Raw genomic sequence first — 26,290 nt, forward strand, 5'->3', positions numbered from 1 at the left:
GACCACGCGGCGCCCGTGCCTTCCCGGGTATGGGCGCCGCTTTACTTCAATCATGACAAGGGGGGACATATGCCTGGAATCGGCTTGTTCATGTCTCAGGTCTTCAATGGACTGGCGCTGGGGATATTGCTCGCCCTGATCGCCGCCGGCCTGACCATCATCTATGGCACGCTGGGCGTCATCAATTTCGCGCACGGTGCGCTGTTCGTCGTCGGCGCCTATGCGGGCTTCTCGACCTACATGGCCACGGACTCCTTCGTGCTCAGCATCGCCGCCGGCGCGGTGGCGGCGATGGTCGTCGGGCTGGTGCTGGAACGCGGCCTGATCCGCAAGTTCTACAGCCGGCCGGTCGAGGACCAGATCCTCGTGACCTTCGGCATCAGCATCGTGCTGGTCGAGATCATCCGCGGCATCTACGGCGGCATCGGCCAGCGCGTGCCCGTGCCGTCCTGGGGCGAAGGCGTCGTCGACATGGGATTCGTGGTGTACCCCCTGTACCGCATCGAGATCCTGGCCATCGCCACGGCGGCGCTGGGCCTGTGCTGGGTGGTGCTGTACCGCACGCGCCTGGGCTTGATCGTGCGTTCCGGCATCGAGGACGCCCTGATGGTGCGGCTGCTGGGCATCAACATCCAGCGGGCCTTTCTCGTCGTGTTCGGGGTGGGCGCCGCGGCGGCCGGCTTCGCGGGGATGATCTACGCCCCGATCGTGTCCATCGTGCCGGACATGGGCTTTCGCGTGCTGATCCAGTCCTTCGTCGTGGTGGTGCTGGGCGGGGTCGGCTCGTTTCCGGGCGCCATTCTGGGCGGATTGGTGGCGGGCCAGATTCTCAGCCTGACCTCGCTGTTCAATCCGGTGTATTCGGACGTCATGCTCTTTGCGGCGATGGCGTTGATCCTGATCGTTCGGCCGCAAGGGCTGTTGGGCGTGGAGGGCAGGGCATGAGCAGGCATGACGATTCCGTGGCGATCCAGCCGGGCGTGGCGGCGCCCGAGGGCCGCGCCGCTTCAACATCCGCCGGCGGGTTGCGGCGCCGCTACAAGGTCGAGGGCCTGACCATCGTCGTCCTCGCGGTCGCGCCGTTTCTCGCGCCGCTCGTGGGCGCCGGCCCCGACCTGCTGGGCCGGGTGCTGATCTGGGGCCTGTTCGGCCTGGGCTTCGACTTGCTGTTCGGCTATGCGGGGCTGTTGTCGTTCGGCCAGGCCGCCTTCTATGGCACCGGCGCCTTCGTGACCGCCTATTTGATGACCAGCGGCATTGTCGAGAACATGCTGATCGCCCTGGCATTGTCGGTGATGGTGGCGGCGGTGCTGGGCCTGGCAATCGGCTATCTCACCCTGCGGCGCAGCGGCATTTACTTCGCGATGAGCACGCTGGCCTTTGCCGAGATGATCTACTTCCTCGAATTCGGGCCGCTGCGCGACTGGACCGGCGGCGAGAACGGCATTCCCGGCATCCCCGAGGCCTCGATCGACCTCGGGTTCTTCAGCTATGTGATCTCGCCGGGCTGGCCGATGTACGTTTTCCTCGCGGTGATGTTCTTCATCGGCTTCGTGCTGGCGCGGCGGATTTCGTTTTCGCCCTTCGGCGTGATCCTGACGGCCATCCGCGACAATCCGCAGCGCGCCATGGCCGTGGGGCACCGCATCCAGTCCTACAAGCTCGCCATCTTCATGGTGGCGGCGGGCTATGGCGGCATCGCCGGCGGCCTGCTCGGCCTGTTCCAGGGCTATATGCCGCCCGACGCCTTCAACATCCACACCTCCGCCGAGGTCGTCATCCAGACGGTGATGGGCGGCGCGGGCACCTTGTTCGGCCCCTTGCTGGGCGCCCTGATCTGGTTGTATCTGTTCGAGGTCCTGCAGTTCGTGGACGCCATCGGCCCGTACTGGCGGCTGATCCTCGGCGTGATCTTCGTGATCCTGGTCACGGTGTTCCGGCGCGGCATCTGCGGCGAGTACATCGCCTGGCAGGCGCGCCGCGCCGCCCGGCGCGTCGGCAAGGCGGTGGGCACGGCCGGCGCGGCCGCACCCGGCCGCGGCGGGCACCACCATCTCGTGATGCGCGAGGCGCAGCCCCTGCCCGCCGGGACGCCGATCCTGCGGGCCGACAACATCGCCAAGCACTATGGCGGCCTCAAGGCGGTCAAGGGCGTGTCGATCGAGGTCCAGGAGGGCGAGCTGCGGGGCCTGATCGGGCCCAACGGCGCGGGCAAGTCGACGTTCTTCCGCATGCTGGCGGGCGAAATCCAGCCCACCTTCGGTTCCGTGCACCTGCGCGGCGACGAGATCACCGGCATCGGCGTCACCCGGGTGTGCCAGCTCGGCATGAGCAAGTCCTATCAGGTCAACGAGCTGTTCGATGCGCTGACGGTGCGCCAGAACATCCTGATGTCCGTCCTGGGGCAAAAACGCGGCGCCTTCCGTTTCGATGCGCTGGGCACGATCGAGGGGGTGAAGGGCTGCCATGCGCAGGTCGATGCGGCGATCGAGCTGGTCGAGCTCGGCGCGCGCGCCGATACGCCGGTCCACGAGCTCTCGTACGGGGAAAAGCGGCGCGTCGAGATCGGCCTGGCGCTGGCCACCGGGGCCAACGTGCTGCTGCTCGACGAGCCCCTGGCCGGCATGAGCCCCGAGGAGCGCGTCCACGCGGTGGCGTTGCTCAAGTCCATCCGCAAGGGCCGCACGGTGCTCATCGTCGAACACGACATGGATGCCATGTTCGAGCTTGCCGACCGCATCACCGTGCTGTATGACGGGAACTTCCTTGCCGAGGGCACGCCCGAGGACATCAAGGCCAATCAGTCCGTGCAGGACGCCTACCTGGGAGGGTTCGGACAATGAGCTTGCTGAACGCCGAGCGCATCAATACCTATTACGGGGATTCCCATATCCTCTTCGACGTCTCGATGGACATCCGCGAGAACGAGGTCGTGGCCCTGCTCGGGCGCAACGGCGCGGGCAAGTCCACCTTGCTCAAGACCCTCGCCGGCGCCCTGTCGCCCAAGTCGGGAACGATCGAGTTCGCGGGCACGTCCATCCACGACAAGCCCGCTCACGAGATCGCCCGCCTGGGTCTGCAGCTCGTGCCCGAGGAGCGCCGGGTGATCGGCGGCATCACCGTTCACGAGAACCTCAAGCTCGCGGCCATGACAGCGGCCAAGCCGCTGGACTACGCCGAGATCTACCGGACCTTCCCGCGGCTGGACGAGCGGCGCGGGAACAAGGGCCGCGAGCTCTCGGGCGGCGAGCAGCAGATGGTGGCCATCGCCCGGGCCATGATCCGCGATGCGCGCCTGATTCTTCTCGACGAGCCCTTCGAGGGGCTGGCGCCGCTGATCGTGCGCGACCTCATGCGGGTCTGCCAGGAACTGGCCGGGCAGGGCCGCACGATCCTGGTCGTCGAACAGAACGTGGCGGCCGCCTTGTCGATGGCCAGCCGCTGCTACTTGCTCAACACCGGCCATGTCGTCTTCAGCGGCACCAGCGACGAATTGCGCACCCGCCCCGAGATCATGAACCGGTACCTGGGCGTCGCCGCCTGAGCGGCGTCGCCGCGGCGCGTCCCGGGATCGCGGGGGTTCCGGGGGGGGGCGCATCAACCTATGACTGGACAGGAGGTCTGCTATGTCAGGTGCGATCGATTCCATTCTCGTGGAGCGGCGCGTATTCGAACCCTCGCCCGAGACCGTGGCCGGGGCCGTGGTCTCGGGCATGGAGGCCTACCGGGCCTTGGCCGAGCGTGCGCGCAGCGACCCCGATGGATTCTGGGGGGACATGGCCCGTGATGCTCTGGTGTGGCGCAAGCCCTTCACGCGTGTGCTCGATGCCTCCAATGCGCCGTTCTACCGCTGGTTCGACGACGGCGAGCTGAACGTTTCCGAAAACTGCCTCGACGTGCACTTGCAAAATGGCAATGCCGACAAGCCCGCCATCATATTCGAGGCCGACGACGGCGCCGTGCAGACCGTCAGCTTCCGCGAGCTGCACGCGCGCGTCTGCCGCATCGCCAACGGCATCCGGGAACTGGGCTTTCGCAAGGGCGAGCGCGCGATCATCTATATGCCGATGTCGATCGAGGCGATCGCCTGCATGCAGGCCTGCGCGCGGCTGGGGATCACGCATTCAGTGGTGTTCGGCGGGTTTTCCACCCGCAGCCTGCATCAGCGCATCGTCGACGTGCAGGCCAGCCTGGTGTTCACCGCCGACGAGCAGATCCGCGGCGGCCGCGCCATTCCCCTGAAGGCCGCCGTCGACGAGGCCCTGGCCGAACCCGACGCCGGCGGCGTGCGCCAGGTGATCGTCTATCGGCGCAGCGGCGGCCACGTGGATTGGCGCGAGGGCCGCGACCGCTGGCTGCACGAGGTCGAGGAGGGCCGGCTCGACCGCTGCGAGCCGGTGCCGGTCGAGGCCGAGCATCCCCTGTTCATCCTGTATACCTCCGGCTCGACCGGCAAGCCCAAGGGGGTGCAGCACAGCTCCGCGGGCTTCCTGCTGTGGACCAAGCTGACCTCGCAGTGGGTGTTCGATGCCCGGCCGGATGACGTGTTCTGGTGTACGGCGGACATCGGCTGGGTCACCGGCCACAGCTACATCGTGTACGGCACCCTGGCGGCGGGCCTGACGCAGATCGTCTTCGAGGGCGTGCCCACCTACCCGGATGCGGGGCGCTTCTGGCACATGATCCAGCGCCACAAGGTGACGGTGTTCTATACGGCGCCGACCGCCATCCGCTCGCTGATCAAGGCCTCCAGCGCCGATCCGGCGACGGCGCCCTCGAATTACGATCTCTCCAGCCTGCGCCTGCTGGGTTCGGTGGGCGAGCCCATCAACCCCGAGGCCTGGATCTGGTACTACAAGAACGTCGGCGGCGAGCGCTGCCCCGTGATCGACACCTGGTGGCAGACCGAGACCGGCGGCCACATCCTGGCGCCCCTGCCTGGGGCGACGCCGCTCAAGCCCGGATCGTGCACGCTGCCGCTGCCCGGAATCGAGGTCGACGTGGTCGACGAAGCCGGCAACAGCCTGCCCGAGGGCAAGGGCGGCTACCTGGTGATCACCCGGCCCTGGCCCGCCATGATACGCACCGTCTGGGGCGACGCCGACCGCTACGTCAAGAGCTACTTCCCGGCGGAACTCGGCGGCGCCTACCTGTCGGGCGACAGCGCCCAGCGCGACGCCGATGGCTATTACTGGATCATGGGCCGCACGGACGACGTGCTGAGCGTCTCGGGCCATCGTCTGGGCGGCACCGAGATCGAATCCACGCTGGTGGCCCATGACGAGGTCGCCGAGGCGGCCGTGGTCGGGCGTCCCGACCCGGTGACGGGGGAGGCGGTGGTGGCTTTCATCGTCCTCAAGGACGAACTGCCGGACGACGCCCGGGCCACCGAGGTCGCCGGGCGCCTGCGCGACTGGGTGGCCCGCGAGGTCGGGCCGATCGCCAAGCCGCGCGACATCTGGTTTGGGAACGCCATGCCCAAGACCCGCTCCGGCAAGATCATGCGCCGCTTGTTGCGCATCGTCGCCGAAAACGGTGAAATTACCCAGGATACGTCAACGCTGGAAAACCCTGACGCCCTGAATCGCCTGCATGGACCATACTGAGCCATGCCGTCCGTTTCATAATGTGATATGCGCCGCGCTTCGTGCGCGGCGCGAGCCGTGCTTTATGTTGAGGGTCGTGCCATGCGATTCAATTCTGGAGTGCGTTACGCATTGAGCTGCGCCATTCAATCCCTGCCCGATGGCGGCCTGCTGGCCGATTCCGGTGGCGGCAGGCCGCAATTGATGTTTCCCATCACCGGGACGCTGCTGGTGGCCAGCGACGCCGGCCACTGGGTGGTGTCGTCCTCGCGCGCCGTCTGGCTGTCCGGGCGCGACCGGCACCAGGTGCGCGCCCTGGGCAATGTGCGGATGAAGATCTTCGTCTTCGATCCGCAGGCCTCGCCCGCGCTGCCGGAGCGCAGTTGCGTGCTGCACGTCACCCCCTTGTTGCGCGAGGTCATGCGTTCGCTGACGCAGTACGGCAACCCGCCGCGGCCCAGCCGCAAGGCCCAGCTGCTGGGCGAACTCCTGCTGGAAAAGGTCATCGATCGCGCGCCGCCGCCCATCGAGCTGCCCGAGCCCCGCGACCCGCGACTGGCGGCGATCTGCGCCCGTATCCAGCTGCACCCGGACGATGCGACCACCCTGGGGCAGTTCGCCGCCGACATGGGCTGCAGCGAACGCACCCTGCATCGCCTGTTCCTGCAGGAAACCGGCATGAGCTTCACTGTCTGGCGCCACCAGGCCAAGCTACGCCTGGCCTTGGAATGGCTCGCGCAGGGGCGTTCGATCCTGGATATTTCCCTGGACCTGGGCTACCAGAACCAGGGCGCCTTCACCGCCATGTTCCGCAAATACCTCGGCACCGCGCCCAGCCGCTACGCCCAGCCGGAACCCGCCAACGCCTGAGCGCCGCCGCCCGGCATCACGGACGCGCGTGCCTTCGGCCTTGCCACTGGATGCCGCGGGCTTGCGTCGGGAACGATTCGGCAAGACACTGCATCCAATGGGACTCATGAATGGAGGACCTTATGGATGCGATGGTGATCGCCACGCCGCCGGATCGGCCGGCGCGCGCGGCGGGCGGCCCGGCGGATGCCGGGCCCCATGACCTCGGGGATGCGGCCGAATGCGGCGAGCTGGCCGAGATCGCCCGGGTGGCCGCGGGAGACGCGCGCGCGTTCGAGCGGCTGATGCGGCGCCACAATACGCGCATGTACCGCGCCGCGCGCAGCATCCTCAAGAACGAGGCCGAGGCCGAGGACGCCGTCCAGGAGGCCTACTGGAAGGCCTATCTGAACATCGGCACGTTCCGGGCCGATGCGCGGCTCTCGACTTGGCTGACGCGCATCGTCGTCAATGAGTCCCTGATGCGCCTGAGGCGGAACAAACGCCGCGCGCAGTTCATCCAATCCGACATGGACACCCGTCACGACCTCGATCGGCTGGACGCCTCGGCGGTACCTGGATACGCCGACGACAATCCGGCGCACGCCGCCTGGCGCGCCGAAGTGCGCGGCCTCATCGAACGGCGCCTCGACGAACTGCCGGACGACTATCGCACGGTCTTCATGCTGCGCGCCGTCGAGGACATGCCGGCCGTCGAGGTCGCCGCGGTGCTGGGCATCCCCGAGGCGACCGTGCGCACGCGCTATTTCCGGGCGCGCCGCCTGATGCGCGGCGCCTTGTCCCAGGACATGGACTTGTGCGGCCGCGATGCGTTTGCCTTTGCGGGAGGCCGCTGTGATCGGATCGTGACCGCCGTGCTGGCACGCCTGGCCGCCCATGGGGCGGGGACGGGCGACTGAAACGAGGGCGCGGTGTGCCTGCCGCGCGCCGGATCAGCGGGGATGCTGGATGCGCAGCCGGCGCTCGATCAGGTGCGCACAGCCCAGCAGGAACATATTGATCGCCAGGTACAGGATGCCGGCGATGATGAAGGTCTCGACGATGAGGAAGCTCTGGCTCATGAGCCGGCGGGCATAGCCGGTGAGCTCCATCACCGCGATGGTGGAGGCCAGGCTGGTGCCTTTGATGGCCAGCACCAGTTCGTTGCTGTAGGCCGGAAACGCCTGGCGCACGGCCAGCGGGAACACAATCCGGCGAAAGGCGAGGACACGGCCCATGCCGCAGGCGCGCGCGGCGTCGATCTGTCCCTGGGGCACCGACTGCAGGCCGCCGCGGATGGCCTCGCTCATGTAGGCGCCGCTGTTCATGCCGATGGCCAGGATCGCGCAACGCACGCCGTCGCTGAACAGCCACCACAAGGCGGGTTGTTCGCGGATGAAGCCGATGGCGCCCACGCCGTAGTACAGGACGAAGAGCTGGATCAGCAGGGGCGTGCCGCGAAACAGGGTGCTGTAGGCAAAGGCGCAGCCGCTCAGCAGGCGGTTGCCCGAGACGCGCATCAAGGCCGCCGCCAGGCCCAGCAGGGAGGCCAGGACGATCGCCGACAGGCCGATGAGGGCCGTGATCCAGAAGCCCTCGATCAGGACCGGGATCGCCTGTTCGATCAGCGCGATCATGCGGCGGCCCTGCGCATGCCGTGGCCGTAGCGGCGTTCCGCCAGGACGAACAGCCCCTGGCTGAACAGGCCGATGAGGAAATACAGCGCGCCGGCCAGGAGGTACAAGGTCATGGGCTCGCGCGTGGCCGCCGCGCCCAGCACCGCCGCGCGCATGAGTTCGACCAGGCCGACGAGCGAAATCAGCGCGGTGTCCTTCAGCGCGTTCTGCCAGACGTTGTTGGCGCCCGGCAGGGCGTACCAGAGCAGCTGCGGCAGGGTGATGCGCCGCAGGCATTGTGCGCGGCTCATGCCGAAGGCGCGCGCCGCCTCGATCTGTCCGGGATCGATGGCCTTGAAGGCGCCCCGGAACACCTCGACGCTGTAGGAGCCCGAGATCAGGCCGATCGCCAGGATGCCGATGAGCATGGGAAAGGCGCTGCTCATCAGTTCGTCCCATGCCAGATAGTCGGCCAGGTCGGCCGCCGGCTGGACGGTGCCGAAGAACAGCAGGTAGATGATGAGCAGTTCGGGGACGCTGCGCACGATCAGGGTGTACAGGCCGACCAGGCCCCGCACCGGCCAGCTGCCGCCGATCTTGGCCGCCGCGCCGGCGATGCCGATGGCCATGCCCAGCGCGATGCCGCACAATGAGATAAAGATCGTCATCCCGGCGCCGCGCAGCAGCATGCCGATCCAGCCGGACTGGAGGATGTCGATCAGGGCGGTGTTCATGGGGCGTGTGGCGCGCGCCGGCCCCGCGCGGGACCGGCTGCGGACGAATGGATCAGGGGCAGGCCTGATAGTTCGAGAGATCGACGCCGAACCATTTCTCGCTGGATGCCTTGACGGTCCCGTCTGCGATCATGGCGCACAGCGCGGCGTCGACCCGTTTTTTCAGCTCGACGTTCTTTTGGTTGATGCCGGCGCCGATGCCCAGCCCGAGGACTTCGGGGGCGGCGCTGCTCTTGATCACGTGATGGGCCATGGCGAACTGCCCGTCGCCGGCTTTCTTGAGGAACTGGCTCTGGGGCGTCACCTCGGAGAACGTGCCGTCCAGGCGGCCCGAGGACAGGTCCATCTGCATCTGATCCTGGGTCTCGTAGGTCTTGAGCGTGATGCCGGGCGCGAATTTCTGCAGGAAGGCGCCCTGGGTGGTGCCGCCTTGCACGCCGATGGTCTTGCCGGCCAGGCCCTTGAAGATCGCCTCCTGGTCGGGCGCGTCGATCAGCGGGCTGTTCTTGGGCAGCACGAAGGCCGAGTCCTCGGTGGCGTACGGGATGCTGAAGGCGATGACCTTGGCGCGCTCCGCGGTCACGGACATGCCCGAGATCACCAGGTCGAAGCGCTCGGCCTGCAAGGCCGGGATCAGGCTGTCGAAGGCCTGCACCACAAAGCGGCATTTGGCCTCGAGGCGCTGGCACAGCGCGTGGCCGATGTCGGCGTCGAAGCCCGTGACCTTGCCCGAGGCGTCCACCATGCTCCAGGGCGGATAGCCCCCTTCGGTGCCGATCTTGAGGGTGGCGGCCGAGGCGGCCGTGGACAGGCCGGCCAGGCCGATGGCCGCGCACAGGGCGGCCTTGCGTAGGATAGAGGTCATCACGAGCGGATTCCTGTGTTCAATCCCGGGCGGGATCGGGGTTGGAGCGAAAAAAGAGAATATTAGTCCATCTGCGGCGGCGGCTCAGCCCACCTGGATCTGGGCCTCGGGATAGCGCACCCGGCTGTGCTGCTGGGTGCCCAGGCTGTAGACCAGGGTCAACGGCCCGATCCGGCCGATGAACATGAGGATCACCATCAGGACGTGGCTGGCCGTCGAGAACCCCGTGGTCAGGCCCGGATCCATTCCGGTCGTGCTGAAGGTCGCGACCACCGCGAACAGAATGAACAGGAACGGCTGGTCTTCGATGAGGCAGATCACGAAGGTGCCCAGGCACACCAGCGCGCCCGAGACCATCAGCAGGGCGAGCGCCTTCTGGATGGTCTCCGGGCCCAGGGTCCGGTGCATCAGCACGACCTCGCGGCGCTGCAGGATGTACGAGCGCACGACGGCCAGCAGCACGATGAAGGTGCCCAGCTTGATGCCGCTGGCGGTGCTGAGCGAGCCGCCGCCGATGAACATCAGCATGATCAGCAGGAACAGGGAGCTCTCGCGCAGCTGGGTGATGTCCAGGCTGGTGAATCCCGCCGTGCGCGTGCTGACGATCTGCATCCATGACGCCAGGCCCTGCTCGGCCAGGGGCAGGGCCCCCAGGGTGGCGGCGTTGCCTGATTCGATCGCCCAGAACACCAGCAGGCCGATGAGGTTGAGCGCCAGCGTGCCCAGCAGCATGAGGCGGGTGTAATGCGTGAATTTCCGCCAGGACTGCTTTTGGTGGATGTCGGCCAGGACGGTAAAGCCCAGACCGCCCAGGATGACGCAGCCGCTGAGGATGAAGGTCACGACCGGGTCGTGCGCGAACAGGGCCAGGCTGCCGTGGTAGAGCGACACCCCCGCATTGTTGAAGGCCGATACCGTATGGAACAGGGCCATCCAGGCGGCGTGCGGCAGGTCGGCGTGGCGCCACCACCAGAGCGTCAGGACCAGCGCCGCCGCAAGTTCGATCGCCAGCGAGAACTTCAGCACCGACAGCGCGGTCTGGCGGATGCGGGCGACGCTGGTCTGGTTGAAGGCCTCGAGGGCCAGGGCCTGGTAGCGCAGGCTGACGCGTTTGCCCAAGGTGAGGGCGGCAATGATGGCGAAGGTCACGAAGCCCAGCCCGCCGATCTGGACCAGCGCGAGGACGACGAACTGCCCGAAATGGGTCAGGTCGCGGGCGGGATCGATCAGCGTCAGGCCGGTGACGGTGACCGCGGCCGTGGCGGTGAAGAACGCCTCGAACCCGCCGAACGGGCGTTGTTGGGCGAAGGGCAGGACGAGCAGCAGGGTGCCGATCAGGATCAGGACGATGAAGCTGCCGGCCAGGACGGCGGGCGGACTGGCCTGCAGCTGGCCGGTGCGCCGTGCCCTGCGCAGGGCCTGGTAGGGGGTGACGGAGAACAGGCGCGCCATGGTGCAGCGAAGGCTCAGCTGAGCTTGGGCGCGGCCATCTTGAGGTCGTGCAGCTGGCCAAAGAGAATCAGGGTGTCCTTGGCGCGCAGGACGAATTCCTCGGGGGGGTGGACGGTGGTCTCGGTGCGGCGCTTGACGGCCAGTGTCCGGATGGTGGTTTCGCCGGAGCCCAGTGTGCCTCCCAGTGTGCGCCCCTCGAGTTGCTCGCTGGCCTCGATCTGGACCACGAATTCGCCGTTGCCCAGCGGGATGTAGTCCTCGACCATCGGATAGCTGAGGGTTTGCGCGATTCGGATGCCCATTTCCTCCTCGGGATGGATGATGCGGGCGACGCCCAGCTTGCCCAGGATCAGGTGGTGGGCGCGCGAGGTGGCCTTGACCCAGATGTTTCGTGCGCCCATGGCCTTGAGGTGGACCACGCAGACCAGGCTGGCCTGCAGTTCCTCGCCGATGGCCACCAGCACCGCGTCGTAGCCGTCCAGCCCCAGTTCGGCCAGCGCGTTCTGGTCGGTCACGTCGGCGATGGCGGCGCGCGTGAGCTGGTCGGCATGCCGGTCGACCGCCTTGTCGTCGGCGTCGATGCCCAGGACCGAGTGGCCCTGGCGCATGAGTTCCAGCGAGGTCGCCGAACCGAATCGCCCTAGGCCGATGACTGCGAATTGCCCCATGTGTCGTCCTGTATTTGGTGAAGTCCGTGGCGCGGGCAGCGATTCACCCGACTGGGCGGCGGGGATTTCAATGGTCACATGACCCGAATTCTGGTAAAAACCCTTATGGAGTTTTCCCTGCATTCATGGCTGAAAAATGCTGCAACGCATCAATCGATGCCCGACGCTGCCTGCATGATGATATGACAAGTTTGTTCGACCCGATACGGCTGGGCGAGGTTTCTCTTGCCAACCGCATTGTGATGGCCCCGATGACCCGTACGCGCGCCGCGCCGGGCAGGATTCCCAATGACATGATGCGCCTCTATTATGCGCAGCGCGCCACGGCGGGGCTGATCATCACCGAGGCGACCTCGGTGTCGCCGCTGGGGGTCGGGTATCCGGATACGCCGGGCATCTGGTGCAAGGCGCAGGTGCAGGGCTGGCAGTCGATCACCCGTGCGGTGCACGACAAGGGCGGCAAGATCTTCCTGCAGCTCTGGCACGTGGGCCGGGTCTCCGACCCGGAATACCTGTCCGGGGAAATCCCCGTGGCGCCCAGCGCGGTGGCCTGCGCCGGACAGGTCAGTCTGCTGCGGCCCAAGCGCGACTACGTCGTGCCGCGCGCCCTGCACACCGACGAGATCCGCCGCATCGTCGTCGATTTCGGCCTGGCCGCCCGCAATGCCCAGAGCGCCGGTTTCGACGGCGTCGAGATCCATGGCGCCAATGGCTACCTGATCGACCAGTTTCTGCATGACGGATCGAACCGCCGCACGGACGAGTACGGTGGCCCGATCCGCGACCGCAGCCGCTTCCTGCTCGAGATCGTCGATGCCTGCGTCGGCGTCTGGGGCGCCGGCCGGGTGGGCGTGCACCTGTCGCCGCGCGGCGATGCGCACGACATGCACGATACGGATCCACAGGCCTTGTTCCTGCACGTGGCGAGGGAACTCGGTCACCGGCGCCTGGCGTTCATCTGCCTGCGCGAGTCGCTCGGCGAGGACAGCCTCATGCCCGACATCCGCCGCGCGTTCGGCGGTCCGGTGATCGCCAACGAACGTTTCGACCCGGTGCTGGCCGAACAGGTGGTCGGCGAAGGCCGGGCCGATGCCGTGGCATTCGGCAAGGCATTCATCTCGAATCCCGACCTGGTGGCCCGCCTGCGTGCGTGCGCGCCGCTGGCCCCCTGGGACAGCTCGACCTTCTATGGTTCGGGCGTCCATGGCTACACCGATTATCCGTGTGCGGCCGCCTGTCCCGACCCGCAGGCGCTGTCGGTTTGAATAGCGGGCTTCAGCCCGCCAGGCGCGCCTTGACCTGAGCCGAGACCGCCGCCATGTCGGCGCGCCCACCCAGAGAGGCCTTGAGCAGGCCCATGGCCTTGCCCATTGCGGCGCCGCCTTGCAGGCCCTGGGCCTGAACCTCGGCGACCGCCGTCTCGATCGCCGCCGAGACTTCCTCGGGATCGGCGCCCCGCGGCAGGAATTCCAGGAGGATGTCCAGTTCCGCCCGCTCCTGGGCGGCGCTTTCACTGCGGCCCGCCGACTCGAAGGCGGCGATGGATTCGCGCCGCTGCTTGGCCTGTTTTTCGATGATGGCGATGATCGCGGCCTCGTCGGGCTCCACGCGCTGGTCCACGGCCTTTTGCTTGATGGCCGCCTGCAGCAGCCGCAGGGTGCCCAGGCGCGTGCCGTCGTGGGCGCGCATGGCGGCTTTGACGGCCTCGGCGATGCGGGTGGCGAGCGCGTTGCTCATGGGGCGGGTCCTTTGAAGAAGTGTCGATCCCCGCATTTTAGCGCGCCGGTGTCGGCCGCCCGGCGGGATCTTTCAGTGGAAATCCCGGCTGTGCGTGCTCAGGTCCCCCAGCAGAGGACTGAGGTCGACGAGGCGGCGCCCGAGCAAGTGGCAGACCCCCCGATGGCGCTGCCAGACCCCATACACCCCCATCAGGGCGGCGCCCGTGAGGACCGCATGCTGGGCGTCGGCCTCGCGGGCGTGCAGGATGACGTTCAAGGGGCCGGTTTCGTCCTCGAGCGTGATAAAGACGGTGCCGCGGGCGGTGCGCGGACGCTGCCGCGCGGTGACCAGGCCGCAGGCCCGTGCCAGGCGCCGGTCGGGATAGTCCCCGACCAGCTCGGCGGCGGGACGGAAGCCGCGCCGCGCGAGTTCATCGCGCAGCAGGGCCAAGGGGTGGCGTCCCAGTGTCAGACCCAGCGCGGCGTAGTCGGCCGTCAGGCTTTCGCCCTCGCTGGGCGCGGGCAGGGCAGGCGGCGGCCCCTCGGCGATGACCGATCGCCGCAGCAGCCCCGGCGGCCGCTGCAGGGTCGCCTGCCAGTGGCCCTGGCGGCGGTGCGCGGCCAGTCCCGCGAACGCATCCGCAGCGGCCAGCGCATGCATGTCGCGCGTTCCCAGGCCCGCCCGGATGGCCAGGTCCTGGATCTGGGTGTACGGCTCTTCGCAGCGGGCGGCGACGATGGCCTCCATCGCCGTCCGCGCCAGGCCCCGGACCTGCGACAGTCCCAGTCGCACCGCCGGCCTGGGGGCGTCGCCCGTCTGGCCGTTCCGGGGCCAAGAAGCAGGGTCCTCGTTCCTTTCGAGGATTGCGCCGACCCCGCTGTGCCGCACGTCGACCGGCAGGACGCGGACGCCGTGGCGGCGCGCATCCTCGACGAGCTGGCTGGGCGTATAAAACCCCATGGGTTGCGCATTGAGCAGGGCGGCCAGAAAGGCCTCGGGCTCGTGGTGCTTAAGCCAGGCGCTGATCCAGGCGAGCCGGGCAAAGCCCGCCGCATGGCTCTCGGGGAAACCGTATTCGCCGAAACCCTCGAGCTGCCGGATCAGGCCTTCGGCAAAGTCGGGCGGATAGTGGTTGCGAGCCATGCCCTCGCGCAGGCGCTCGTGAAAGGCCGCGATCTCGCCGGTGCGGCGCCAGGCCGCCATGGCGCGGCGCAACTGGTCGGCCTCGCCCGCCGAAAAGCCCGCCGCGACCATCGCCAGTCGCATGGCCTGTTCCTGGAAGATCGGGATGCCCAGCGTGCGCTGCAGGATCCGTTGGATCGCGGGCGTGGGGTAGACCGCGTCCTCCAGTTTTTCGCGGCGGCGCAGATAGGGATGGACCATGCCGCCTTGCATGGGGCCGGGCCGCACGATGGCCACCTGGATCACCAGGTCGTAGAAGCAGCGCGGCAGCAGGCGCGGCAGCATGCTCATCTGGGCGCGGGATTCGATCTGGAACACCCCGACCGTGTCGGCCTTGCCGATCATCTCGAAGGTGCCGGGGTCGTCCGGGGGCACCTCGTCGAGGGTCCAGGGCCGGCCGCGGCGCTGCGCGACCAGCGCCTCGCACGCGCGCAGGGCGCTGAGCATGCCCAGCGCCAGAATGTCGACCTTGAGCAGGCCCATGGTGTCCAGGTCGTCCTTGTCCCATTGGATGACGCTGCGTCCCGGCATGGCGGCATTTTCCAGGGGCACCAGTTCGTCGAGCCGCTGGCGGGCGATCACGAAGCCGCCGGGATGTTGCGACAGGTGGCGCGGAAAGCCGATCAGCTCGCCGGCCAGGGCCGCCCAGAGCCTGCCCTGCGCGGGACACAAGGCCTCGAGCGTGCCGGGCATGGCGTCCGGGTCGCGGACGTGACGCAGGCGCCGGGCCGCCTCTTCGATGATGACCGGGGCCACGCCCAGCGCCTTGCCGGTGTCCCGCAAGGCGCTGCGACGCCGGTAGGTGATGACCACGGCGGCCAGGGCGGCGTGGGTGCGCCCGTAGCGGGCATAGACGTATTGGATGACCTCCTCGCGGCGGTGATGCTCGAAATCCACGTCGATGTCGGGCGGCTCGCCGCGCTCGCGGCTGATGAAGCGAGCGAACAGCAGTTCGCGGGCGATGGGGTCGATCTCGGTGATGCCCAGGCAATAGCAGATCATGGAATTGGCCGCCGAGCCCCGGCCCTGGCACAAGATGCCCTGGCTGCGGGCATGGCGGACCAGGTCGTATACCGTCAGGAAGTAGGCCTCGTAGCCCAGCTCGCCGACCAGGGTCAGCTCGTCCTCGAGCTGGCGCCGCGCCTCGGGCGCCAGCCCCCCGGGATAGCGCCGGGCGGCGCCCGCCAGACACTCGTCGCGCAAATACCGCGCCGCCGTGGTCCCGGGCGGCACGCTGGCCTCGGGATACTGATAGCGCAAGGTCTCGAGGGAGAAGCGGCAGCGCCCGGCGATGGCCAGGGTTTGCGCCAGGGCTGCCGGCGGATACAGATTGGCCAGGCGCAGGCGGCTGCGCAGGGCGTGCTCGGTATTGGCGCGCAGGCGGATGCCGCAGTCGGCGATGGGGCGGCCGTTGCGGATGGCGCACAAGGTATCGTGCAGGGGCTGGCGCGAGCGCCGGTGCATCTGGACGCCGCCCAGCGCCGTCAACGGGATGTCCAGCACGACCGACCAGCGGGACACGGTGCGGCGGTGACGGGCGTCGTCGTCGCCTTGCTGCAGGCACAGGCCCAGCCAGAGGCGGCCGGCGTATGCGTGCCGCAGGCGATCGAGAGCGGGGGGACAGTCGGCGGGCGCGCCCTCGTCGGGCTTGACGATCAGCAGGCAGCCCGGCAGCGGGGCGGCGGACGTGCCGGGCCCGTCGCCGGATGCCTCGCCTTGCCATAGGTCCTCGACGGCGAAGGCGTACCGGCCCTTGGGGCTGCCGCGCCGAGCGCGGGTGATCAGGCGGCTGAGGGCGCCGTAGCCGTCGCGATCCTCGGCCAGGACGATGAGCTCGAAGGGTTCGCCTTCCGGACGGAAGCGGCTGCCGACGATCAAGTGCATGTCGTGGCGGCGCGCCTCGCGCCAGGCGCGCACGACGCCGGCCAGCGAGCATTCGTCGGCCAGGGCGATCGCCCGGTAGCCGAGTTCGGCCGCGGTGCCCACCAATTCCTCGGGGTGCGAGGCGCCCGTCAGAAACGTGAAGTTCGACAGGCAGTCCAGTTCGGCGTAGTCCGGCAGGCCCATGGCGTCATCCGAACAGGCCGTGCAGGAACCAGCCCGCCCCGTGGTGGTCCCGGTAGACCCAGTAGCGTGCCCCGCGCGCGTCGCACGCAATGAAATAGTCCCGGCCGACCGGCGCCTGCCCCTGGGTCCACCAGCCGCCCTCGATGCGCTCGGGGCCGGACACCAGGGTCAGGGGGGCACCGTCGATCATCGGCCGGTGATCCGGGGCGGCCAGCGCGACCGCGTGGGCCAGCAGCCACAAGGGCCGGCTGCGGGGCGAACGTTCGGGCAGCCGGGCGCGTGGCCGTGCGGCCTCGGTGCGCCAGCGGTCCGTGCGCTCGGGAATGTGCTGGGGCCGCGGGTCGGGAAAGTGCAGGCAGTCCGCCCCCAGGCGGGCGCGCAGCACGTCCAGCAGGGCGGATTCACGGCCCGGGGGCGGGCTGTCGTCCAGCAGCAGGGGCGCGGTCCGCGGCGTGCGCGGCAGAATCCGCGCACAGCGCAAGGCGATGCGCACGACCGGGGCGGCAAGCCGACGGCGCGTCAGGTGTTCGCGCAGCAGGCCGATGAAGCGTTCCGCAGCCCATTCGGGCTGGGCGGTCCGCAGACGGATCGGGGTGGTCGAAGGGCCCGCGCGCCGTTCGTCGTGGCCGAGGTCCAGCTCGAGTTCATCGGCGGCGCCCTGCCGCGTGTCCAGCCAGGCGCACAGGGCGCGGATCAAGGAGGCGCCGGCGGCCTCGACCGCCGTGGCCGAGACGCTGCGATGGTCCAGTTCGCGGGCCAGGACGAAGCCGCCGTCGTCCCCCAGCCATCGATAGTCTCCGGGGGCCGCCTGTCCATAGGCCTGGTCGAGAATCTGGAGGAGGGCGGCCTGGCCGCGGTTGCGCAGACCCGTCCGGGGCAGGGCGCGCAGCTGGCCCAGGCGGCGGCACCCCAGTGCCCGCAGCGCGGCCAGGCTGTCCGGCGCTGCGGGCAGGGCCTCGCAAGGCAGGGCGTCCAGGTGTCGGGCCAAGGTGTGCGGGCGCAGGGCGTGACGTGCGCCGTGGCCCCGGCGAGCCATCAGGCAAGCCCCCAGCGCGGTGGGCGCGAGGCCTGTCACCGTGCCGGGCGGACAATCCTGACGCACGGCGCGCAACAGGGCGCGGACGCCGCCGAACAGACGCAGGCTGCCCTCGACCTCGAGCGCCAGGGCTTGATCGTCAAGGGCGGCCAGGTGCGGCGTGTAGCGCAGCAGGCGGGCGGCCAGCCCGGGCGGGCCGGCCGTCACGGGCTGGGGCAGATGCAGGCAGATCCAGAGCATCGGGATACAGACGGATGGCGAGGGTTCCGCGCAGGGCGGGGCCGCGCTGCTTGAGGATGCCGAGCGCCAGGCCCTGCGGCGTGGGAGCCAGGGACAGGCGCAGGGCGGCCGGGCTGGCCTGCCGCGCAGCCGAATGCGGGCGCAGCAGGATCAACAGCAGGTTGCAGCGGCGGGCCAGACGCTGCAGCCGCAGCAGGGCCTGGCCGGGCGAGTGGTCCGTCCAGCACAACAGGGCCGTGCAGACGTCATGGCGGATGATTTGTTCGGCGGCCCAGAGGCGTTCGGATTCGGCGCCGGCGCGCAGCCAGGCCAGGCGGCGGGATTGCAGGCCCCAGTTGGCCCAGCACTGCATCGAGGGGGGATACGGCGGATCGATCAGCAGGATGGGGCGCCCGGGATCGAGGCCGGCCAGGGCGGGCTGCAGGAGCAGGAGCTCGCCGATGCCGGGGCGTTCGGGCAGGAATTCGATCAGCGTACCCAGCGGCCAGCCGCCGCCGGGCAGTGCATGGTCGAGGGCCGCGTGCCCGGTGGGCACGGCGGCGCGGCGCGGTGGCGCGATCTGGCTGGCCCGCCACAGGGCGGGGTGGATGCGCTCGGGATGCTGGAGAACTGACGGTGTGTCCATGGCGAGTTTCGGACCCATGAAATACTGTATTTATATACAGTATAAATCATCGCGTCCACCAGTCGTGTCGTTCGCAGGCTCGGCCCGCCGGGTCGTAGCGCTGTTCGCTGAACAGGGCGTGGCCATCGGCCGCCACGGCGATCACGGTCGTGCAGCGGGTGCCGTAGTCGGGACTGACGATGAAGGGGCTGCTGAGCAGGCGCTCGAATTCGATGGAGACCCCGGTGGCCGGCAAGGCCGCGTCCTCGGCCGGCTCGGCATCGCGCAGGACCGCGAAGACCCCGTCCGGGTCGGCCGCCAGCATGCCGACAGGCTGTGTATCCAGTGCGGCGCGCAGCCGCGCCGCCTTCGGCCACGGGGTGTCCAGCAGGTGGTTGGACAATACATAGCGGCCCGGCGTCAGCGGCCGGGCGCGGCCCGAAGGGTCGCGGTTGCCGAGATAGCGGACGCCGTCCGCGGCGCCGATGATCAGGTTGAAGCCGTTATAGTCCGCGCCCCGGGCGCAGACCGCCTCGGCGTATGCCGCCGCGGAATCGGTGCCCAGCAGGAAATCCCGCACCAGCGCCCCGCGCGAGGGGGCGCCCGACCGGTGCCGGCCGGGCTCGCGGTAATTGGTGAGGAGGGCGTAGCGGCCGGCACGGGATCGGCCCAGCCAAGTGCCGCCGGCGTGCAGATCCAGGCCGCCGATGATGTCCGGCCGGTCGGCCCAGGGGGCCGCCGCCGCGGTCGGCCGCGCATGGTATTCGTCCCGGTTGGCGGCGATGAGCAGCGGCCAGTCGGGATCGCCGAGGGCGAGATAGGCAATGCACATGGGTTGGCCTTGATGTCGTGTCCCATGCGACAGGATACGATAGATGCGGGCATGCCATAATCGCCGCATGCCGGATCTTTCCTTCACGCGTCTGTTGTGCGCGGGCCTGGTCTGCTGGGCGGCGTCCCTGCCCGCGTCGGCGGGCGACGTGGCCTGGACCGCCAACCGGACCAGCACGGGTCTGCACGCCTTGCGCACCGACGTCGTGGTGTCCTATGCGCCCACGGCCGCGGATCCGCGGCCCGGCCCGGGCGCGCGGGTGACCCGCGTGCATGCGGCGCGCCGCTATGCGGGCGATGCGCGGGTCGCCACGCGCCTGTGCTGGCGCTCCGCCGACGGGCCGTGCGTCGAATTGCGGGGCACGCAGCTCGATACGCATGCCTTCGACGGCCTGGCCCCCGAAGGGCCGTTCCTGCTGGTGCATCGGGCGCTGAACTGGGTGAACACCCCGCCGCCGCTGTTCATCCCGGGATCGGTCACGGTCTGGTTTTCCAGTGGCGGGCCCCGATAAAATCCATGCACGAGCGATGGCCGTCCTCAGGTGGCGGCCGCCCTCAGGTTATACTAACGGGCTATTTACAATATCGTGGTATCGGTTCCGAGGATCCGGCATGCCGCGCGGGCCAGACGGGAACCATTCGGGACGACATGCAGAAAAACAGTTTTAGCTACGAGGATCTGCTCGCGTGCGGGCGCGGCGAACTATTCGGCGAGGGTAATGCGCAGCTTCCCCTGCCACCCATGTTGATGTTCGACCGGATCGTCCACATCAGCGACAAGGGCGGTCCGCACGACAAGGGCGAGATCATCGCCGAACTCGACATTCATCCCGACATGTGGTTTTTCAACTGCCATTTCCAGGGCGATCCCGTGATGCCGGGCTGCCTCGGCCTGGATGCCATGTGGCAGTTGGTGGGTTTTTTCCTGGGTTGGTGCGGCGGCCCCGGCCGCGGCCGCGCCCTAGGCGTGGGCGAGGTGAAATTCACCGGGCAGGTGCTGCCGCAGGCCAAGCTCGTGCGCTACCACATCGACATGAAGCGCGTCATGATGCGCAAGCTGGTCATGGGTATCGCCGATGCGCGCATGGAGGTCGACGGCCGCGAGATCTACGTCGCCCACGACCTGCGCGTGGGCCTGTTCACCGGCACCAACAATTTCTAGGAGGATGGGATCATGCGTCGTGTGGTCGTGACCGGCATGGGCATCGTGTCCAGCCTGGGCAACAAGCAGTCCGAGGTCCTCGAAAGCCTGCGCACGGGCCGCTCGGGCATTTCCTTCCAGCCCAGCTACGTCGAACAGGGCCTGCGTTCGCACGTCGCCGGGTCCGTCAGCCTGGATGCCCAGGCGCTGATCGATCGCAAGCTCGGGCGGTTCATGGCCGACGGCCACGCCTATGCCTGGATCGCCATGCAGGAAGCCATCGCCGACGCGGGCCTGCCGCCGGAGCTCGTATCCAACGTCCGCACGGGCCTGATCGTCGGCGCCGGCGGCGCCTCGCACGCCAGCATCCACGAGGGGATCCAGACGCTGCAGGAAAAAGGCGTACGCCGCGTGGGCCCCTACATGGTGACCAAAGCCATGGCCAGCGGCGTGTCCGCCTGCCTGGCGACGGGCGCCCAGATCAAGGGCATCAATTACGCCATCAGCTCGGCCTGCTCGACCAGCGCGCATTGCATCGGCAACGCCATGGAGCAGATCCAGATGGGCAAGCAGGACGTCGTCTTCGCGGGCGGCGCCGAGGAGGAGCACTGGTCGCTGTCCTTCATGTTCGACGCCATGGGGGCCTTGTCCACGCGCTACAACGACAGCCCCGAGCGCGCTTCGCGCACCTATGACGTGGATCGCGACGGCTTCGTGATCTCGGGCGGCGGCGGCATCGTCGTGCTCGAGGAATACGAGCACGCGCGCGCGCGCGGCGCGCGCATCATCGCCGAACTCGTCGGCTATGGCGCCACCTCGGATGGCTACGACATGGTCGCACCCTCGGGCGAGGGGGCGGTGCGCTGCATGCGCCTGGCCCTGCAGGACGTCTCGACGCCGGTCGACTACATCAATACGCACGGCACCAGCACGCCGGTGGGCGACGTCAAGGAAATCGAGGCGATCCGCGAGGTCTTCGGCGAACGGCAACCCTTGATCGCCTCGACCAAGTCCTTGTCGGGGCACGCCCTGGGCGCGGCCGGCGTCAACGAGGCCATCTATACCCTGCTGATGATGCAGCATGGCTTCGTGGCCGCCTCGGCCAACATCGAGACCCTGGATCCCGCCCTCGAAGGCGCCAACATCCTGCGCCAGACGCTGGACAAGGCCGAGGTCCGCACGGCGCTGTCCAACAGCTTCGGCTTCGGCGGCACCAACGCCACCCTGGTGTTCTCGACGGCCGGCCTCTGACCGACGCCGCGGCGGGCTCGTCCGCGCCATGAAAAACGCCGCCTCACAGGGCGGCGTTTTTCATGCGGTTGCGCGATGCGCCCGGCATGGCGCGGCCGTTCAGGTGCGCGCGCGCCGCATGTCGGGCAGAAAGAACGCCGTCAGCCCCAGCAGGGGCAGGTACGAACACACGTGGTAGACGAATTCGATGCTGGTCGCGTCGGCGAGCTTGCCCAGCAGGGCGGCGCCGATGCCGCCCATGCCGAAGGCGAAGCCGAAGAACAGGCCTGAGACCGTGCCGGTCTTGCCGGGCATGAGTTCCTGGGCATAGACCACGATGGCGGGAAAGGCCGAAGCGATCATGAGGCCGGCGCAGAAGGCCAGCACCAGCGTCCAATGGAGATTGGCGTAGGGCAGCAGCAGGGTGAAGGGCGCCGCGCCCAGGATCGAGCCCCAGATGACCTGCTTGCGGCCGATGCGGTCGCCGATGGGGCCGCCGACCATGGTGCCGGTGGCCACGCCCGCCAGGAAGACGAACAGGCTGACCTGGGCCTGCTGGATCGGCAGGCCGAAGCGATCCATCAGGTAGAAAGTGAAATAGCTGGTGATCCCCGCCAGGTAGAAGTATTTCGAGAAGATCAGCAGCAGCAGGATCGAGATCGCGGACCCCACCTCGCGCCTGGACAGCGTGGTATCGGTCTTGCGCAGGCTGCCGCCGCGCCCGCGCACCCCGCCCAGGTTGGCGCCGTACCAGCGGCCGACCATGACGAGGATGACGATGGCGGCCAGCGCGGCCAGCGACACCCAGGCGATGCTGCGCTGTCCATGCGGGACGATGAGCAGGGCCGCCAGCAAGGGGCCGATCGACGCCCCGATGTTGCCGCCGACCTGGAAAATGGATTGCGCCAGGCCATGGCGGCCCGCCGAGGCCATGCGCGCGACGCGGGAGGATTCCGGATGAAAGACCGAGGATCCCATGCCGACCAGCGTGGCGGCCAGGACGATCACGGGAAAACTGCCGGCAATCGACAGCAGGATCAGGCCGCAGAATGTGAACCCCATCCCGATCGGCAGGGAATACGGCATGGGCCGCTTGTCGGTGATCAGGCCGACGAAGGGCTGCAGCAAGGAGGCCGAGAATTGGAAGGCGAGGGTGATCAGGCCGACCTGGACGAAGGTCAGGTCGAACTTGCCCTGGAGGATGGGGTAGATCGCCAGCAGCACCGACTGCATCATGTCGTTGAGCATGTGCGTGACGCTGATGGCCCCCAACACCGGATAGGCCACCCGGCTGCCGGATGCGCGGGGCAGGGTCGCGGCGGGGCTGATGGCGAGCGGTTCTTTCATGGGACTATGGCCTGAAGGAAGACCCGGGACATTGTACGCGCAGAATCCCCCGGATGCCCGTGGCGGGCGTCCGGGGGATGGCGTGCGATGGGGCGGGCCTCAGGCCGCCACGTGCGCGGCCTGCGTGGCCGCCTCGGGCACGGCCGCGCGCGCGGGCGAGTGCTGGCGCGCGTCCAGCGAGCGCAGGAAGCGCCAGACGAACAGCAGGGTGATCAGCAGCAGCCCGGGATAGCCCAGGCCGGCCAGTAGATAGGGCAGGGTCGGATCGCCGGCCTGGACCGTCGGCAGGTTGAAGCTGAGCAGGCCCAGCGTGATGACGGCGCCGAAGATCCACATGCCCATGAGCCACAGGCCGGCCTCGAAGCCGTGCAGCGTGCCGGCCCAGCGCATGGCCGTCGCGGGACGCGCCGGCTGGAGCGCCGGCGCCCGGTGCGCGCGCAGGCCCAGCGTCAGCAGGTCGAACACCAACAGTCCCGCGCCCACCGTGAACACCAGGCCAAAGAGCGGGATCAAGGCTTTGTAGAACTGCATGGCGGGGAACACGTCGCCGCCGAACCAGTCCAGCCCCAGCGTGCGGTACTGGAAGACCTGGACCGTGCCGCCGATGGCGAACCCGAATGCGATGCCCAGCATGCCGGTGAAGACCAGCCAGAACGCGAGCTTGCCCAGCCGCTGGTCGAAGCCGGCGGCCTTGCGCAGAATGGGCAGGGCGTAATAGGCGGCGGCGATGCCCAGCATGCCGAAGGTGCCGAACAGCGCCAGGTGCGCATGGCTGGGGGTCACCCAGGTGCCGTGCGACCAGACGTTGGTCAGGGCGAAGGTCATCGTAAAGCCGAGGATCCCCGCGCCGACCTGCTCCAGCACGACCGAGCCCAGGATGAAATAGAAGGCGGGGGCATTCTCCAGCGGCTTGCGGTCCTGATGCGCATCGAGGTAGATGTGCCAGAAGCAGAACACCAGGGGCAGGGGTTCCAGGGCGCTGAACAGCGACCCCCAGAATTGCCAGAATTCGGGCGTGCCCACCCAGAAATAATGGTGCGCGTTGCCGATCAGGCCGGAAAGCCAGACCATGGCCACGCCCCAGAACACGGCATAGCCCACCGCCTTGACGTCCGCCTTGAACATCAGGACCAGCAGGAACCCGACCAGGCTGATGTGTATGACTTCCCATACCCCCTCGACCCAGTAGTGCACGACATACCAGCGGAAGTATTCCTGCACGTCCAGCCGCTCGACGAAGAACATGCCGAAGACCCACACCAGGGTCAGGGCCGTCACGCCCAGGCCCAGGCCCCAATGGATCTCGTTCCAGTCGCGGATGGCGGGGAAAGTGCGCAGCACCACGTAGCACAGGACCGCAAAGCCGATCAGGATCACGACGTCCGCGGCGCGCCCGGCCTCCAGGTACTCCAGGCCTTCTTGAAGCCAGGGCTGGCCCAGCCACCAGCCCGCGACGCCCTCGGCGGCCAGGGCCTGGGTGGCCACGTTCCACAGCGTCACGGCAATGAGGGCGTAGAACAGGATGCGGATCAGCCAGGGCGCGGCCAGTTCGCGGCGCGAGAGCAGGGGGCCGACGAACAGGATCGTGCCGATGAAGCCGGACAGGATCCAGAGAATCCCCAGGTTGGTGTGTTCGGCGCGCAGGATGTTGAAGTTCAGCACGCCCGAGAGCAGGCGCGGATCGACGTGCTGCGCGGCGATCAGCAGGCCGAAACCCACCTGGAACAGGAACAGCACCAGCATCAGCACGAAAAAGGGCCGGCTCAGGCGCTGCGTGCGATATTCGATCTGTATCATTTTTGGACCTCTTTGAGGCTGCGCAGGTAGGCGATGATGGCGCTCATGTCGGATTCATTGATCATGGCGTCGTACGAGGGCATGACCTTGGCCGGGTAGCCGGCGACGACCTGGGCGTCCGGATGACGGATGGCTTCGATCAGGTAGGCCTCGTCGGCCTTGACCCGCGTGCCGTCGGCCAATGTGGTCTGCGATCCGTACAGGCCGCCCCAGCCGGGGCCCACCACCCGCTTCTTGTCGGTGGCATGGCAGGCCAGACAGCCGAAATCGGACACCAGCCTCGCACCGACCTGGGCGGGATCCTCTGGGGCCGTTGCCGTTCCGGCCGCCGCGGCGCTGGCCGTTTGGACGGCGGCCGGCCGGGCGGCCGCGCGCCGCGACTCGATGAGTGCCACGCCATCGACTTTGGGCTTGGGCGGCCAGCCCTCGTTGTCCATGGCCGAGGTGTATTTCAGGAAGGCGATCAGCCCGCGGATCTCGTCCGCGCTCAGGGGCAGGTTGGGCATGAGGGACGGATGGCCGCCGCGCCGGTCGATGCGCTCGGCCGCGCCGGGATACTGCGCGCGGTAGGCGGCGATGTCGGCCGCGCCGGCATCGGCCTGGATGGCCGGGTTCTGCAGCTGCGCCTGCACGGCCGCCGCGGTGGGCCAGCCGCCGGCCGAGGGCAGGAAAGCCGCCAGCCATGCCGGCCCGGCATGGGCGTAGACCTTGGTCAGGTCCGGCCCGAAATAGGCGCCGTTGCCCACGATCGTGTGGCAGCCCATGCAGTTGTAGGCCTGGAAGACCCGCTTGCCATGGACCGCGCCCTGATCCATGAAACTGATTTCGTCGGGCACGGCCTGCTGTCGCGAAGGCAGGAAGGACATGGCCGACAGCGCGAGGAAGATCGCCAGCATCAGGCCCAGTACGCCCAGGGCCGCGCGGCGCTTGAGGGGTTCCTTGCAATCCGCGTCGTTCAGGCAGCTCATGGTTGGCCCCCCTGCGAGTCGGCGCGGGCCTGTTCATCGTGCTGGAACAGCGTGCGCAGGCTGCCGAGGAAGGCATAGAAGACGTAGACCGCCAGGACGTAGCCGACGGCGATGTAGAGCCACCACATGGCATGGGATTCCGGCCAATACTGGAAATCCCGCCAATACGGCCAGGACAGGAGCACGCTGACCAGGCTTGCAAGCGCGGAAAGCGTGAGATCGACGATACGCTGCGTCATGGGTTGACCTTTGTCGTGATGTGAACAAGTGACCTGGTCAATCTATGAAATGCGCGGCCGTAGCGTCAACGATGGCACTTCACACGATAGGGTGTATCAATTGATTCATGTTTCGAGCTT

At 68.4% G+C, this 26,290-nt stretch carries 24 protein-coding genes; 10 read left to right on the forward strand and 14 right to left on the reverse strand.

What is annotated here, in order from left to right; genetic code table 11:
- The first annotated feature begins 90 nt into the window (after positions 1-90).
- The 6 genes from OOZ48_RS13540 to OOZ48_RS13565 all read left to right on the forward strand — a co-directional run bounded on the left by OOZ48_RS13540 (position 91) and on the right by OOZ48_RS13565 (position 7,354).
- Positions 91-945 carry a branched-chain amino acid ABC transporter permease gene (locus tag OOZ48_RS13540; protein ID WP_269499196.1) on the forward strand — a complete coding sequence of 285 codons (855 nt, stop codon included), beginning with the start codon at positions 91-93 and terminating at the stop codon, positions 943-945.
- Positions 942-2,843, forward strand: coding sequence for a branched-chain amino acid ABC transporter ATP-binding protein/permease (locus OOZ48_RS13545; protein ID WP_269499197.1), 1,902 nt, complete (start codon positions 942-944; stop codon positions 2,841-2,843). The genes OOZ48_RS13540 and OOZ48_RS13545 overlap by 4 nt, the downstream gene beginning before the upstream one ends.
- On the forward strand, positions 2,840-3,544 hold the full coding sequence (locus tag OOZ48_RS13550) for an ABC transporter ATP-binding protein (protein ID WP_269499199.1): 705 nt from the start codon (positions 2,840-2,842) through the stop codon (positions 3,542-3,544). Before OOZ48_RS13545 ends, OOZ48_RS13550 begins: the two co-directional genes overlap by 4 nt.
- Before the next feature lie 82 nt (positions 3,545-3,626).
- Positions 3,627-5,606 carry an acetate--CoA ligase gene (acs, locus tag OOZ48_RS13555; protein WP_269499201.1) on the forward strand — a complete coding sequence of 660 codons (1,980 nt, stop codon included), beginning with the start codon at positions 3,627-3,629 and terminating at the stop codon, positions 5,604-5,606.
- Between the two features lie 81 nt (positions 5,607-5,687).
- Positions 5,688-6,455: a helix-turn-helix domain-containing protein gene (locus tag OOZ48_RS13560; RefSeq protein ID WP_269499203.1), complete on the forward strand. Its 768-nt coding sequence runs from the start codon at positions 5,688-5,690 to the stop codon at positions 6,453-6,455.
- A 110-nt stretch (positions 6,456-6,565) separates the two neighbouring features.
- Entirely contained in the window at positions 6,566-7,354 is a 789-nt protein-coding gene (locus OOZ48_RS13565; protein WP_269499206.1) for an RNA polymerase sigma factor, read from the forward strand.
- 33 nt (positions 7,355-7,387) lie between these two features.
- Here OOZ48_RS13565 and OOZ48_RS13570 read toward each other — a convergent pair whose 3' ends face one another.
- From OOZ48_RS13570 to OOZ48_RS13590, 5 genes are all read right to left on the reverse strand, one after another.
- Complete coding sequence (locus tag OOZ48_RS13570) at positions 7,388-8,071, reverse strand: ABC transporter permease (RefSeq protein WP_269499208.1); 684 nt, start codon at positions 8,069-8,071, stop codon at positions 7,388-7,390.
- On the reverse strand, positions 8,068-8,784 hold the full coding sequence (locus OOZ48_RS13575; RefSeq protein WP_269499210.1) for an ABC transporter permease: 717 nt from the start codon (positions 8,782-8,784) through the stop codon (positions 8,068-8,070). Before OOZ48_RS13575 ends, OOZ48_RS13570 begins: the two co-directional genes overlap by 4 nt.
- A 52-nt stretch (positions 8,785-8,836) precedes the next feature.
- Positions 8,837-9,649: a transporter substrate-binding domain-containing protein gene (locus OOZ48_RS13580; protein WP_269499213.1), complete on the reverse strand. Its 813-nt coding sequence runs from the start codon at positions 9,647-9,649 to the stop codon at positions 8,837-8,839.
- A gap of 84 nt (positions 9,650-9,733) precedes the next feature.
- Entirely contained in the window at positions 9,734-11,101 is a 1,368-nt protein-coding gene (locus tag OOZ48_RS13585; protein WP_269499214.1) for a TrkH family potassium uptake protein, read from the reverse strand.
- Positions 11,102-11,115: 14 nt separating this feature from the next.
- Entirely contained in the window at positions 11,116-11,769 is a 654-nt protein-coding gene (locus tag OOZ48_RS13590) for a potassium channel family protein (RefSeq protein ID WP_269499216.1), read from the reverse strand.
- 182 nt (positions 11,770-11,951) lie between these two features.
- Between OOZ48_RS13590 and OOZ48_RS13595 the strand changes: the two genes are divergently transcribed.
- Positions 11,952-13,034 (forward strand): alkene reductase, encoded by a 1,083-nt coding sequence (locus tag OOZ48_RS13595; RefSeq protein ID WP_269499219.1) that lies wholly within the window; start codon positions 11,952-11,954, stop codon positions 13,032-13,034.
- A 10-nt stretch (positions 13,035-13,044) separates the two neighbouring features.
- On the opposite strand, the gene OOZ48_RS13600 is transcribed toward OOZ48_RS13595, so the two are convergent.
- From OOZ48_RS13600 to OOZ48_RS13620, 5 genes are all read right to left on the reverse strand, one after another.
- Positions 13,045-13,506 (reverse strand): GatB/YqeY domain-containing protein, encoded by a 462-nt coding sequence (locus OOZ48_RS13600; RefSeq protein ID WP_269499220.1) that lies wholly within the window; start codon positions 13,504-13,506, stop codon positions 13,045-13,047.
- Positions 13,507-13,578: 72 nt separating this feature from the next.
- Entirely contained in the window at positions 13,579-16,737 is a 3,159-nt protein-coding gene (locus tag OOZ48_RS13605) for an error-prone DNA polymerase (RefSeq protein WP_269499223.1), read from the reverse strand.
- A gap of 4 nt (positions 16,738-16,741) precedes the next feature.
- A complete protein-coding gene (locus tag OOZ48_RS13610) occupies positions 16,742-18,013 on the reverse strand; it encodes a Y-family DNA polymerase (RefSeq protein WP_269499224.1) in 1,272 nt (423 codons plus the stop codon).
- Positions 17,913-18,638 carry a translesion DNA synthesis-associated protein ImuA gene (imuA, locus tag OOZ48_RS13615; protein ID WP_269499225.1) on the reverse strand — a complete coding sequence of 242 codons (726 nt, stop codon included), beginning with the start codon at positions 18,636-18,638 and terminating at the stop codon, positions 17,913-17,915. The genes OOZ48_RS13610 and imuA overlap by 101 nt, the downstream gene beginning before the upstream one ends.
- Before the next feature lie 46 nt (positions 18,639-18,684).
- Positions 18,685-19,449, reverse strand: coding sequence for an NRDE family protein (locus OOZ48_RS13620; protein ID WP_269499226.1), 765 nt, complete (start codon positions 19,447-19,449; stop codon positions 18,685-18,687).
- Positions 19,450-19,516: 67 nt separating this feature from the next.
- On the opposite strand from OOZ48_RS13620, the gene OOZ48_RS13625 reads away from it, so the two are divergent.
- The 3 genes from OOZ48_RS13625 (at position 19,517) to fabB (ending at position 21,840) form a co-directional block, all read left to right on the forward strand.
- Positions 19,517-19,960, forward strand: coding sequence for a hypothetical protein (locus OOZ48_RS13625; RefSeq protein ID WP_269499229.1), 444 nt, complete (start codon positions 19,517-19,519; stop codon positions 19,958-19,960).
- Between the two features lie 137 nt (positions 19,961-20,097).
- Positions 20,098-20,610, forward strand: coding sequence for a 3-hydroxyacyl-[acyl-carrier-protein] dehydratase FabA (gene fabA / locus OOZ48_RS13630; RefSeq protein ID WP_269499231.1), 513 nt, complete (start codon positions 20,098-20,100; stop codon positions 20,608-20,610).
- Positions 20,611-20,622: 12 nt separating this feature from the next.
- A complete protein-coding gene (gene fabB, locus OOZ48_RS13635; RefSeq protein ID WP_269499232.1) occupies positions 20,623-21,840 on the forward strand; it encodes a beta-ketoacyl-ACP synthase I in 1,218 nt (405 codons plus the stop codon).
- A 99-nt stretch (positions 21,841-21,939) separates the two neighbouring features.
- Here fabB and OOZ48_RS13640 read toward each other — a convergent pair whose 3' ends face one another.
- The 4 genes from OOZ48_RS13640 to OOZ48_RS13655 form a co-directional block, all read right to left on the reverse strand.
- Positions 21,940-23,166: an MFS transporter gene (locus tag OOZ48_RS13640; protein ID WP_269499233.1), complete on the reverse strand. Its 1,227-nt coding sequence runs from the start codon at positions 23,164-23,166 to the stop codon at positions 21,940-21,942.
- Positions 23,167-23,265: 99 nt separating this feature from the next.
- Complete coding sequence (locus tag OOZ48_RS13645; protein WP_269499235.1) at positions 23,266-24,963, reverse strand: cbb3-type cytochrome c oxidase subunit I; 1,698 nt, start codon at positions 24,961-24,963, stop codon at positions 23,266-23,268.
- Entirely contained in the window at positions 24,960-25,931 is a 972-nt protein-coding gene (locus OOZ48_RS13650; protein WP_269499237.1) for a c-type cytochrome, read from the reverse strand. Before OOZ48_RS13650 ends, OOZ48_RS13645 begins: the two co-directional genes overlap by 4 nt.
- Positions 25,928-26,170, reverse strand: coding sequence for a hypothetical protein (locus tag OOZ48_RS13655; protein ID WP_269499238.1), 243 nt, complete (start codon positions 26,168-26,170; stop codon positions 25,928-25,930). The genes OOZ48_RS13650 and OOZ48_RS13655 overlap by 4 nt, the downstream gene beginning before the upstream one ends.
- Positions 26,171-26,290: the final 120 nt, after the last annotated feature.

The sequence above is a fragment of the Castellaniella sp. S9 genome (assembly GCF_027257175.1).
GTDB lineage: Bacteria > Pseudomonadota > Gammaproteobacteria > Burkholderiales > Burkholderiaceae_B > Castellaniella.